At 70.7% G+C, this 11,182-nt stretch carries 11 protein-coding genes; 6 read left to right on the top strand and 5 right to left on the bottom strand.

What is annotated here, in order from left to right; translation table 11 throughout:
- Positions 1-14: 14 nt before the first annotated feature.
- Positions 15-482 (top strand): DUF234 domain-containing protein, encoded by a 468-nt coding sequence (locus ITP53_RS08725; RefSeq protein WP_207755685.1) that lies wholly within the window; start codon positions 15-17, stop codon positions 480-482.
- 103 nt (positions 483-585) lie between these two features.
- Positions 586-1,584 (top strand): polyprenyl synthetase family protein, encoded by a 999-nt coding sequence (locus tag ITP53_RS08730; RefSeq protein WP_195894802.1) that lies wholly within the window; start codon positions 586-588, stop codon positions 1,582-1,584.
- On the opposite strand, the gene ITP53_RS08735 is transcribed toward ITP53_RS08730, so the two are convergent.
- Both ITP53_RS08735 and ITP53_RS08740 read right to left on the bottom strand, forming a co-directional pair.
- The gene (locus ITP53_RS08735) at positions 1,553-2,992 is read right to left on the bottom strand and encodes an MFS transporter (RefSeq protein WP_195894803.1); all 1,440 of its coding nucleotides are present in this window, start codon (positions 2,990-2,992) and stop codon (positions 1,553-1,555) included. The genes ITP53_RS08730 and ITP53_RS08735 overlap by 32 nt on opposite strands.
- 41 nt (positions 2,993-3,033) lie before the next feature.
- Positions 3,034-3,741, bottom strand: a complete 708-nt coding sequence (locus ITP53_RS08740) for a class I SAM-dependent methyltransferase (RefSeq protein WP_195894804.1) — start codon at positions 3,739-3,741, stop codon at positions 3,034-3,036.
- 97 nt (positions 3,742-3,838) lie between these two features.
- Between ITP53_RS08740 and ITP53_RS08745 the strand changes: the two genes are divergently transcribed.
- The 3 genes from ITP53_RS08745 (at position 3,839) to ITP53_RS08755 (ending at position 6,749) form a co-directional block, all read left to right on the top strand.
- Positions 3,839-5,233 carry an LCP family protein gene (locus ITP53_RS08745; RefSeq protein WP_236050598.1) on the top strand — a complete coding sequence of 465 codons (1,395 nt, stop codon included), beginning with the start codon at positions 3,839-3,841 and terminating at the stop codon, positions 5,231-5,233.
- 112 nt (positions 5,234-5,345) lie between these two features.
- On the top strand, positions 5,346-6,275 hold the full coding sequence (locus tag ITP53_RS08750; RefSeq protein ID WP_195894805.1) for an ATP-binding protein: 930 nt from the start codon (positions 5,346-5,348) through the stop codon (positions 6,273-6,275).
- Between the two features lie 87 nt (positions 6,276-6,362).
- Positions 6,363-6,749, top strand: coding sequence for an SCO5389 family protein (locus tag ITP53_RS08755; protein ID WP_195894806.1), 387 nt, complete (start codon positions 6,363-6,365; stop codon positions 6,747-6,749).
- A gap of 37 nt (positions 6,750-6,786) precedes the next feature.
- On the opposite strand, the gene ITP53_RS08760 is transcribed toward ITP53_RS08755, so the two are convergent.
- The 3 genes from ITP53_RS08760 to ITP53_RS08770 form a co-directional block, all read right to left on the bottom strand.
- Positions 6,787-7,776, bottom strand: coding sequence for an LLM class flavin-dependent oxidoreductase (locus ITP53_RS08760; protein ID WP_207755687.1), 990 nt, complete (start codon positions 7,774-7,776; stop codon positions 6,787-6,789).
- A 65-nt stretch (positions 7,777-7,841) separates the two neighbouring features.
- Positions 7,842-8,513 (bottom strand): ribonuclease HII, encoded by a 672-nt coding sequence (locus ITP53_RS08765; protein ID WP_195894808.1) that lies wholly within the window; start codon positions 8,511-8,513, stop codon positions 7,842-7,844.
- Between the two features lie 122 nt (positions 8,514-8,635).
- The gene (locus tag ITP53_RS08770; protein ID WP_236050599.1) at positions 8,636-9,661 is read right to left on the bottom strand and encodes a LysR family transcriptional regulator; all 1,026 of its coding nucleotides are present in this window, start codon (positions 9,659-9,661) and stop codon (positions 8,636-8,638) included.
- A 79-nt stretch (positions 9,662-9,740) separates the two neighbouring features.
- On the opposite strand from ITP53_RS08770, the gene ITP53_RS08775 reads away from it, so the two are divergent.
- Positions 9,741-11,027: a pyridoxal phosphate-dependent aminotransferase gene (locus ITP53_RS08775; RefSeq protein ID WP_195894809.1), complete on the top strand. Its 1,287-nt coding sequence runs from the start codon at positions 9,741-9,743 to the stop codon at positions 11,025-11,027.
- Positions 11,028-11,182: the final 155 nt, after the last annotated feature.

Here is an 11,182-nt window from a genome sequence, read left to right on the forward strand (position 1 = left end):
AGTAAGATGGGATCTTGCGCTTCTGGCTGGCGTTCCTCCGGCGGGCGATCGCCGACAGCGAGCGCGGCCGCCCCGACCTCGCGCTGCGGCGCGTCGAACGATCCTGGACGACGTGGCGCGGACGAGCGGTCGAGCCCTTCATTCGCCAAACCCTCGCCCGAGCCCTGCCCAACGACACCTGGCCCGACACGGAAGAGATCGGCGGCTGGTGGAACCGCCAGAACAACCCGGAAATCGACCTCGTGGGGGCGGACAAGGGGCCCGTGGCCGGGCATGTTCACTTCGTCGGATCGATCAAGTGGCTGGACGGTCGTCCGTTCGACCGCCACGACTACGACGAGCTCGTCCGCGGCGCGACCTTCGTCCCCGGCACGACCGCCGCCACGCCCACGGTCGCCGTCTCACGGGCGGGTGCGGCGCCCGGCCTCCCGCTGGACCAGCTCTGGGGGCCGGACGACCTCCTGGCGGCCTGGGCCTCCTGACTCGCCCACGACTCCTATGAGCGGACCAGGCGGGTCTCAACGCTGAGAGCACACTCAGGTTTTCTCAGCCCTGGCACAGCGATCTCGACGCAGGCTGGGAGGCATGGATCAACTCATGCGGAGTCCGGCCATCGCGCAGGGACTGGTGAAGGTCGAGGCCAGGATCCGGCGGTTGAGCGGGTCGTCCACAATCTCCGGCATCAACGCGGGCGCCGAGCGCATCGTCTCGGCCGGTGGCAAGCGGCTGCGTCCCGCGATGACGCTGGCCACGTCCCTCGCGCTCGGCAAGGCGCCGGATCGGCGGGTGGTCACGGCGGCGGCCTGCGTCGAGCTGATCCACGCCGGCTCGCTCGTACACGACGATCTCATGGACCGGGCCACGGAACGCCGCGGCACCAGGACGCTCAACGCCGAGCTGGGCGAGGGGAAGGCGCTGGTCATCGGGGACTTCATGCTCGCCAGGGCCGGGCTGGCGGCCATCACGGCGGTGTCCAGGCCGGTCGCCGAGGTGCTGGCGGCCGCCGTCGTCGAACTGGCCGAGGGGCAGTTCCTGGAGACGAGCGAGCTGTACGACCCCGACCGCACCCCGGAGAACGCGATCAGGTCCGTCACCGGCAAGACCGCCGCGCTCTTCAGGGCCGCATGCCTGGTGGCCGCCGTCTGCGCGGGCGCCTCCGCCGAGGATCGGGCGCGGATGGCGGCGTACGGGGAGAAGTTCGGGCTGATCTTCCAGGTGCTCGACGACCTGCTCGACCTGACCGCCACCACCGCGCAGCTCGGCAAGCCCGCGGGCAACGACCTGCGCCAGGGCGTCTACAGCCTCCCACTGCTGCTGGCCAGGGCCGACGTGCGGGATCTGCTCGGCAGGGACATGAGCGACGAGCAGGTGGCGGAGGTGCTGCGCAGGCTGCGGGCGAGCCGGATGGTGCCCGACACGATCGAGTACTGCCGCGCCCTGGCCTCCGACGCGCTTGCCACCCTGCCGGTGATCCACGACCAGGAGACGGCCGGCATCCTGTACGGCCTGCCGACCGCGTACATCGACCACGTGGCCCGCATCGCCACCACGGTCAGACCGCCCGCCCTGTCTCGGCCGTCGTGAGCGGCGCGGCGATCTCCTCCAGCCCCTTCCGCTCGGCCTTGACGCCCAGGAACAGCTCGACCAGCCCTCCGGCGATCATCACCAGCGCCCCGATCGTGAACGCCAGCGCCGTGTCCCCCGGCACCCCTGTCTCGACCAGCGAGGAGAAGAGGAGCGGCCCGGTGATGCCGCCGGCGGCCGTGCCGATCGCGTAGAAGAACGCGATGGCCATCGCCCTGGTCTCCAGGGGGAAGATCTCGCTGACGGTCAGGTAGGCGGAGCTGGCCCCGGCCGAGGCCACGAACAGCACCGCCGACCAGCACGCGGTCAGTGTCACCGCGGTGAGCGCGCCCTGGTCGAACAGCCAGGCGGTGCCGAGCAGCAGGAGCCCGGAACCGATGTACGTGGCGGAGATCATCGGAATCCTGCCGACCGTGTCGAAGAGCGGGCCGAGCAGCAACGGACCGAGGAAGTTGCCCATCGCGATCACCGCGAAGTAGTAGCCGGTGTGCGTGTCGATCTGGAAGAACGTCGAGAGGATCTGGGCGTACCCGAACGTGATCGCGTTGTAGAGGAACGCCTGTCCGACGAAGAGCGACAGCCCGAGCACCGTCCGCTTGGGGTAGAGCGCGACCATGGTGTGCGCGATCCTGACGAACCCGATCGACTTGCGCTGGTGCACCGTGATGGCCTCCGAGGGCTCCGGCAGGTCCCCGCCGACCTGCCGCTCGATGTCGCCGACGATCTCCTCGGCCACCTGTTCCCTGCCGTGGATGAACAGCCAGCGCGGGCTCTCGGGGACGTGCCGCCGTACGAGCAGGATGGCCAGGCCGAGCACCACGCCCAGTCCGAACGCCACGCGCCAGCCGATGTTGACCGGCAGGTCGTTCAGCAGCGGCACGGTCAGCAGCGCGCCACCGGCGGCCCCGAGCCAGTAGCTGCCGTTGATGAGGATGTCGATCCGGCCCCGGTGACGGCTCGGGATGAGCTCGTCGATGGCCGAGTTGATGGCCGCGTACTCACCGCCGATGCCGAACCCCGTCATGAACCTGAACAGGAAGAACCACCACGCGCTGAACGAGAACGCCGTCATCAGCGTCGCCACCAGGTAGACGGCGAGCGTGATGAGGAACAGCCTCTTCCTGCCGAACCGGTCGGTCAGCCAGCCGAAGAACAGCGCGCCGGAGCACGCGCCGGCGACGTAGAGCGCCGCGGCCACGCCGGCGACCTGCGCCTGCGTGATGTCCACGCCGCTGCCGGGCTTGGCGAGCTGCGCGGACAGGTTGCCGACGATGGTGACCTCGAGTCCGTCGAGTATCCAGACGGTGCCGAGACCTATGACGATCATCCAGTGCCAGCGCGACCAGGGCAGCCGATCCAGCCGTGCGGGCACCCTGGTACTTATCGTGCCGGTCTCCACGTCGCTCATAAGGGCATCTGGATACCCGGTCACCAGCGGGCAAACGTGGGCTACTTCCTGGCCTCGACGATCTCCGTGCCCGACCATGGGCCGCCGTACCAGAAGCGCCATCCCGCGTCGCGCCGGCGTACGTCGACGACGCCGAGGTCGCGCAGCGTGGCCTCGTACGCGGGGGTGGTGTGCTTGACGTCGGCGAGCAGCATCAGCCCGCCAGGCCGCAGCACCCGGTAGCCCTCGCGTACGGCCCGCGCGCGCCCCTCGGCGTCGCGGATGCGGTGCAGCGCCTGGTTCGACACGACCACGTCGAACGTCTCGTCGTCGAACGGCAGGTCACGCAGGTCCCCCGAGACCAGCCGCACCCGGTCGGAGACGCCTTCCGCCTCGGCGTTCGCCCTGGTCACCGCCTCCGCGTCGCCCCGCCACGCGTCGACGCCGGTCGCCAGGCCGTCCGCCAGCCGCTCGGCGGCGGCCAGCAGCACCGCGCCCCGCCGGGACCCGAGGTCGAGCAGCCGCTCGTCGCCGTGGAACCGCCGGACCTCCTCCGCCCAGACGGCGAACCTGCCGCGGCGCGTCGTGTAGAGGTGGCTGACGGCGCTGGCCAGCGTGTAGAGCGCGCCGACCAGGAACGCGAGCCCCGCCGCCGGAATGTCGACGGCGAACGAGACCACCGCGAGAGCGGCCAGCCCGATCGCTCCGAAAAGCAAACCGGCCACCGCCCACGGTGCGTCGAACCCATAGCTGCCGCGCCGCCTGCTCACATTCACTTCACATCTCAAGGAGGTCTTGACCGGGACTTGACCCACCGCTTCCCCGCACACCGTTACTCACACACATCTCATTAATAAGGTGACGTCAATGGGCACGCAATGGGGCATGACGGGGAAAGATCGAGGATTCGGCCTGGGGGCCAGCCTCGCACTGACGCTGGCATCGACCCTGCTCTGGGGCGTGGCGCACCTGGCCGCCGAGCGCCGCCGGACGGGCCTGGCGCTCATGGTCGCCCATGTCCTGATGCTGGCCGGCGTGCTCACCGTGTTCACCGCGTTCAGCGTCGACCTCCTGTCGCTGGCGGTCCAGCCCCGCTGGCTCATCGTCCTCACCGTCGCGCTGGTGGTGATCGCGCTCGCCTGGACGGGCGTCATCGTCTGGTCCTTCCTCCTCGTACGCCCCCCGCGCTCGGACACCGTCGGCCGCCTCCTCACGACCACGCTCACCATCGCCCTCTGCGCGCTCGTCCTGGCGCCCACCGCCTACGGCGCGCGACTCGCGTACGTGTCCCGCGACGTCGTCAACAGCCTCTTCTCCACCACCTCCAGTACCCCAGTCGTGGCCGAAGACCCGTGGAGCGGCGCCGAGCGGGTCAACTTCCTGCTCGTCGGCGCGGACGCGGCGCCAGGACGGCCCGGGGTGCGTACCGACAGCATGACCGTGGCCAGCGTGGACACCGAGACCGGCGCGACCACCCTGTTCGGCCTGCCGCGCAACCTCGAACAGGTCAGGTTCCCCGCGGGCCCGGCGCGGGACCGCTTCCCCGGCGGCTTCACCGGCTCGGTCCCGGACACGCCCGGCCTGCTCAACGAGGTGTTCCAGTACGCCGAGGACCATCCGGACATGGTGCCCGGCGTGCAGAAGGGCAAGCGCGGCCCGGCCCTGCTCAAGCAGACGATCGGCGACATCCTCGGCCTCCCGGTGAACTACTACGCCATGGTCGACATGAAGGGCTTCGCCGAACTCGTCGACGCCATGGGCGGCGTGAAGGTCACCATCGAGGACCCCATCGTGTACGGCCGCTCCCGCGAGGGCCTGCTCCCGCCCGGCACCCGCAAGCTCACCGGCGAACAGGCCCTGTGGTACGGCCGCTCCCGCACGGACAGCGACGACTACGTCCGCATGGGCCGCCAGAAGTGCCTGCTCAACGCGGTCGCCAAGCAGGCCGATCCAATGACCGTGCTCAACAGCTTCGAACGCCTGGCCGCGGCCACCAAACGCGCCATCTCCACGGACCTGCCCCAGGAACTCCTGCCGGCCGCCGTGGACCTGGCGCAGCGGGTGAAGGACACCAGGATCCGCAGCCTCAGCTTCGTCCCACCGCTGATCAACACCGCCTACCCCGACTGGTCGCAGATCCGGCGCAAGGTCTCCGAGGCGCTGTCCCACCGCCCGTCGACCAGGTCCGCCACCGCCGGCCGGCCGCGGTCCCCGGAGAGGACGCCGGAGGCCCCGGTCAGCCTCGACGCCACCTGCCGCTGACCGATCCCGCCGAGATCGTCGCGTGCCCGAATCAACGTACCGAGCGTGTACGGAGTGTGGCATGATGGTGACGTCCTAACGGAAACGATTTTCATACCCGCAGGAGCACCTCGTGAGAGTGGCGTTCGTCGGCAAGGGCGGCAGCGGCAAGACGACGATGTCGGCGCTGTTCGCCAGACACGTGGCGAGTCAGGGCGGCCCGGTGGTCGCCGTGGACGCCGACATCAACCAGCACCTGGCCCTCGTCCTGGGCCTCGACCGGCAGCCCGAGCCGCTCGGCGCCCACCTGACCGAGATCAAGGACCGGCTGCGCGGCGCCAACCCGCGCATCCCCTCCGCCGACGCCATGATCAAGACGACCCCGCCTGGGCGCGGCTCCAAGCTGCTGACCTTCGAGGAGCTGGCCGCCGACCCCTTCGCCCTCACCGCCCCCGACGGGCCGCGCCTGCTGGCGACGGGCCCGTTCAGCGAGGACGACCTCGGCGTGGCCTGCTACCACTCGAAGGTCGGCGCCGTGGAGCTGCTGCTCAACCACCTGGTCGACGGGCCGGGCGAATACGTCGTGGTGGACATGACGGCCGGCGCCGACTCCTTCGCCTCGGGCCTGTTCACCCGCTTCGACCTGACGTTCCTCGTCGCCGAACCCACCAGGCAGGGCGTGAGCGTCTACCGCCAGTACCGCGACTACGCCGCCAAGTACGACGTCCCGCTCGCCGTGGTCGGCAACAAGGTCCACGACCAGTCCGACGTCGACTTCCTGCGCGCGGAGGTGGGTGACGACCTGCTCACCTGGATGGGACACTCGGCCGCCGTCCGCGCCATGGAGCAGGGCCACCACTTCACCCTCGACGACCTGGAGCCGGCCAACGCCGACACGCTGGCCGTGCTCCGCAAGACGCTCGACGAGCAGAAGAAGGACTGGCCCAGGTTCGGCCGGCAGACCGTGGAGTTCCACCTGCGCAACGCCCGCGCGTGGGGCGACGAGCGGACAGGCTCCGACCTCTCCGCCCAGATAGACCCGGACTTCGTGTACGGCCCGTGAACCACACGAGTGTGCCCGCCAGGCATCTGGAGCACTCCCCCTGTCCCACCTAGCGTTCAGATTCGACCCTTTCCGAAAGGAGACAGCATGTCGCTGACCGTTCCGAAGGATCTGCTCGACCAGGCCCAAGCCGGTGACGTCGATGACGCGGCCTTCATCGCGTGCGTCCGCGACTCACTTCCCTACGCGTGGTCGCTGATCAGCGAGCTGGTCAAGCAGCGTGAGCACACCGGGGCCGAGTTCGCCGACAACGAGGTGCCGCCACCGTCCGAGCAGGCCCGTGGCGAGCTGCTGCGCTGCCTGGCGAGCGACTCGATGCGCGGTGCGCTCGAGCGTCACTTCGGGGTGCGGCTGGCCTTCCAGAACTGCCATCGGGTCGCGGTCTTCGACCCGGCGGCGACCGAGGCCCTGGCCGGCTTCGTCACTCCACGAGCCCAGATTCTCAACCAGAAACCGGAGCTGGTGGACTGCTGAGCCCTGTCCGGCGAGCCGGCTCCGCCCGGCTCGCCGGTCAGCGCAGCAGGGGCAGCACCTCCGCCCCGAACCTCCGGATGTTCTCCAGCGTCCGCCGCTGCTCGCCCATCCCCTCGACCATCAGGACGAACCGCTCGATCCGGGTGCGTTCCGCGCTACGCCGGAGGGTCTCCGCGCAGTGCTCGGCCGAGCCGACCGGATGCATGAGGGTCAGCAGGTCCACGTACGCGGGGATGTTCCGCGCCGGTCGCGGCCGGTCGTCCACCGGCACGTATCCCGCCAGCCCCGGTCCGAGCCACCGGGGGATCGACTCCTTGAGCTCCCGCACCGCCTGGGCCGTGGAGTCGGCGACGTATCCGACGCCCGCCGCCATGTGCGCGGCCGCCGCCGGGCCGCCGCGGGCCAGGTAGTCGCCGACGAGCGCCGCCTTCTCCGCGTCCCCGATGTGCATGCCGAGCAGCATCGGCAGCCCGCGCGCCGCCGCCAGGCCGACGGTGGCCTCCGAGGTGCACGCGACCACCGGCCGCATCCTCGCCTCCGGCACCATCGGGACCTCGCGGAACCTGAAGAACTCGCCGTCGGCCGCCACCCGGCCGCGGGAAAGAGCCTGGAGCAGGAGGTCGAGCGACTCACCGAAGCCCCGCTCGTACCGCTCGATCCCGGTCCCGAAGACCTCCAGGTCCACCCACGGCCCGCCCCTGCCGACGCCGAGGGTGAACCGCCCGCCTGACAGATGGTGCAACATCGCCGCCTGCTCGGCCAGCGCCACGGGATGCTGGGTGGACAGCACGCTCACGGCCGTGCCCAGTCCGATGCGCGAGGTCCGGCCGGCCGCGACTGCCGCCAGGGTGATGGCCGACGGGCAGACGCCGTACGACATGAAGTGATGCTCGGCGATCCACGCGTCGTCGAAGCCGGCCTCCTCGGCCGCCACGACGAGGTCGACGGCGTCGGCCAGCAGCCGTCCGGGCTCGTGTCCTGGAAAGCGGGCCACGATCAGAAAGACTCCGATTCGCACCTGACCCATGATGACGCGCGGCCCCGGCTACGCGAAGAGACCGGCGCCGGCCACGCGGAAAAGAGTGGCCTCGGTTACGCGAAAAGACTCGCCTGTCCCTCGCCGGCGAGCGGATCGCGGTGGTGCTTCAGATGCCGCCATTGCGGAAGATCGTCCAGGTAGGACCACGAGAGCCGGTGATGCGGGGTGGGCCCCAGCCGGGCGAGGGCCTCCTGGTGGAGGGGTGAGGGATAGCCGGCGTTCTCGGCGAAGCCGTACTCCTCGCAGCCGATCGTCCCCATGTAGGCGTCGCGGCGCACCTTGGCCAGGACGGACGCCGCCGCCACCGAGATGCTCGCCGCGTCCCCCTTGATCTCCAGGCGCACCGGCCAGGGAGCGCCGATGTAGTCGTGCTTGCCGTCCAGGATCACCGCGTCCGGGCGTACGGAGAGCGCCTCCAGGGCACGCCTGGCGGCCCGGCGCAGGGCCTCGGTCATGCCGAGGGTGTCGATCTCCGTGTGGGTGGCCTCGCCGAACGCGAAACCCGCCACCCAGGAGGTCAGCTCGGCGGCGAGCGGGGTGCGACGGGCGGCGGAGAGCTGCTTGGAGTCGGTCAGTCCGGCCGGTGGCTCCGACAGGTCGGTGACGACCGCGCACACCGTGACCGGGCCCGCCCATGCGCCCCGGCCCACCTCGTCGACGCCCGCGACCGTGCGGGTGCTCGGCTGGGAGAGCAGGAGGTGCTCGATGTCGTACGTCGGCGCCATGACGCCAGACGCTACCGCCTCCAGCGGGTCACCCGCCGGACGACCGGCCTACCTCGTCACGTATCGGCCTGCTCGGGTGGACGGACGACCCGCCCACCGCGTCACGGGCCGGCCTGTTCGGGTCACTCGCCGAAGGGGCGGCCCACCGTGTCGCGGAACGGTCTCTCGCGCCAGTCGGCGAGCGGGTCGTCCGCGGCGAGTGAACTGTCGCCAGAACGGTCGGCGAGGTGTACCGGATCCAGGTCGGCGGCGATGTAGCGGGCGGCCACGTGGATCGCCCGCAGCGTCACCGACACCGAGGGCCGGTGGACGCTGGAGCCACGCGCGACGGCGTGCACGTCACGCCCGACCGGGTTCCCTGGGAACTGGCGTACCGCGAGCCCGCGCACCCCGGCCGCCAGCGCGAGCGCGGGCACGGCGGCGATCCCGATCCCCTTGGCGACGAGCGACAGGATCGTCCCCAGCCCCTCGAACTCCCACGGCGTCGGCCGGGTGCCGCCGACGTCCACCAGGAGCCGGTCCACGGCCAGCCGGGAGGGCTCGCCGTCGGGCGTCGCCATCCACGGCTCGTCCCGCAGCTCCCGCAGGTCCACCGGCACGTCGGGATCGGCCAGGCGGTGCTTGCGCGGCACCACCAGCACCAGGGGATCGTGCAGCAGCGGGAACACCCGGACGCTCTCGCTGTCGCGTACGCGGCCGTACCAGTCGTCCACCAGGGCGATGTCCACCTCCCCCGACTGCACCTCGCGCAGGCCGCGCCCGGACCGGCTCTGCCCCAGCCGGAGCGTCAGCTCCGTGTGGCGGCGCAGCGAGCGCGCGAGCGCGGGCGCGAACGCCACCGCCGCCGTCGGGAAGGCCGTGACCACCACCCGCCCCACGGGGGTCGCCGCGTGCGCGGACAGATCGGACTCGGCCTCCTCGACCATTGACAGGATCCGCTCCGCGTGGGCGACCAGCCGCCGCCCCGCGTCGGTGAGCTCGGCACTGCGCGCGGTCCTGTCGATCAGCGCCGTACCGGTCTCGCGTTCGAGCGCCACGAGTTGCTGGGAGACAGCCGACGGACTGTAACCCAACGACGCCGCCGTCGCAGCGATACTGCCGCGACGAGCGAACTCGCAGATCAGGACCAATCGCCGCAATTCCAGCATCGGACTTCCTTATGCCTACCCACAAAAAGCCTCGCTTGTGCTGATGCCTTCATACAACCACGCTGGGAACGTGACAAACATGACTGTTACCTTGTCCGCCACTCTCGCGGCGAACGAGGACATCGAACGAAGACGACGCGCCGGGGAACGCGTGCTGCACCTGGCCTTCGGTGAGGCCGGTCTGCCCGTCCACCCGGCGCTGCGCGACAAGCTGGCCGCCGCGTCAGAACGCAACGGCTACGGGCCGGTCGCGGGGGCGTCCGGCCTGCGGACGGCGGCGGCGGGCTACTGGACACGACGGGGGCTCAACACCGACCCCGAGCTGGTCGTCTGCGGGCCGGGCAGCAAGTCGCTGCTGTACGGCCTGCTCCTGGCGATCGGCGGAGACATCGTCCTGCCCATGCCCAGCTGGGTCAGCTATGCCGCTCAGGCCGATCTGGTGGGCTCACGCCCCATCCTGGTGCCCGCACCCCCAGGAGAGGGCGGAGTTCCCGACCCGGACCTGATCGCCGCGGAGGTGCGGCTGGCCAGGGCCCAGGGCAGGACCGTGAGCTCGGTCCTGGTGACTCTCCCGGACAACCCGACGGGACGGCTGGCCACACCGGCGACCGTCGGCCGTCTGGTGGCGGTCGCCCGCGAGCTCGACCTGATGATCATCTCGGACGAGATCTACCGGGACCTGCTGCACGACCCGGCCCTGCCGTACATCTCACCGGCCGATCTCGCGCCCGAGCGCACGATCGTCACCACCGGGCTGAGCAAGAGCCTGGCGCTGGGCGGCTGGCGGATCGGCGTGGCCAGGCTGCCCGAGTGCGGCCACGACCTGCGCGCGAAGCTGCTCGCGGTGGCCAGTGAGATCTGGTCGGCGCCGGCGGCACCCGTACAGGAGGCCGCGGCCTACGCCTTCAGCGAGCCTGGCCCGCTCACCGACCGCATCGTCCGCAGCCGCCGGCTGCACGGCGTGGTCGCGAGGGCCGTGTACGAGAGGTTCGCGGAGATCGGGGCCAGTGTCCCCGTCCCCCAAGGTGGCTTCTACATCTATCCCGACCTGAGCCACCTGCGACTCGGCGGCGCCGCCGAGATCACCAAGCGCCTGCTGGAGGAGCACGGCATCGGCGTCCTGCCCGGGCACGCCTTCGGCGACGACCCGGCCACGGCGCGCGTACGAGTGGCCGTCAGCCTCCTCTACGGCGAGACCACACAGGAGCGTCTGACCGCTCTGACCAGCCCCGACCCCCTCCAGCTACCCTGGATCGCGGCCAGTCTCGACCACCTGTCGACGGGACTGAAAGACCTCTCCCTGGTACGCCACGGACTGGTGGGTGAACGGCGTCCCGCGCTCGTCCCGGCGCCGTGTCACGGTTGATCTTCCCCGTACCATCCCCGAAAGGGACCTCTGACCCGAAAATAGAGATCAGCGGGCAGGCGGCAGCGAACCCCGGCCATCGCGCCTGGTCAGGGTCTCTCGGGACGGTATGGGGAATGTCAGGCAGTCTCTGGTCCGACCGTCACCTTCCCGTC

Source organism: Nonomuraea cypriaca (genome assembly GCF_015645445.1).
GTDB classification, from domain to species: Bacteria; Actinomycetota; Actinomycetes; order Streptosporangiales; family Streptosporangiaceae; genus Nonomuraea; species Nonomuraea cypriaca.

Bases quoted from the DNA above. Each gene is read 5' to 3' on its own strand.
- ITP53_RS08745 (WP_236050598.1), top strand. From the start codon at position 3,839: ATGGGCACGCAATGGGGCATGACGGGGAAAGATCGAGGATTCGGCCTG.
- ITP53_RS08755 (WP_195894806.1), top strand. From the start codon at position 6,363: ATGTCGCTGACCGTTCCGAAGGATCTGCTCGACCAGGCCCAAGCCGGT.
- ITP53_RS08775 (WP_195894809.1), top strand. From the start codon at position 9,741: ATGACTGTTACCTTGTCCGCCACTCTCGCGGCGAACGAGGACATCGAA.
- ITP53_RS08760 (WP_207755687.1), bottom strand. From the start codon at position 7,776: ATGGGTCAGGTGCGAATCGGAGTCTTTCTGATCGTGGCCCGCTTTCCA.
- ITP53_RS08735 (WP_195894803.1), bottom strand. From the start codon at position 2,992: ATGAGCGACGTGGAGACCGGCACGATAAGTACCAGGGTGCCCGCACGG.
- ITP53_RS08765 (WP_195894808.1), bottom strand. From the start codon at position 8,513: ATGGCGCCGACGTACGACATCGAGCACCTCCTGCTCTCCCAGCCGAGC.
- ITP53_RS08770 (WP_236050599.1), bottom strand. From the start codon at position 9,661: ATGCTGGAATTGCGGCGATTGGTCCTGATCTGCGAGTTCGCTCGTCGC.
- ITP53_RS08730 (WP_195894802.1), top strand. From the start codon at position 586: ATGGATCAACTCATGCGGAGTCCGGCCATCGCGCAGGGACTGGTGAAG.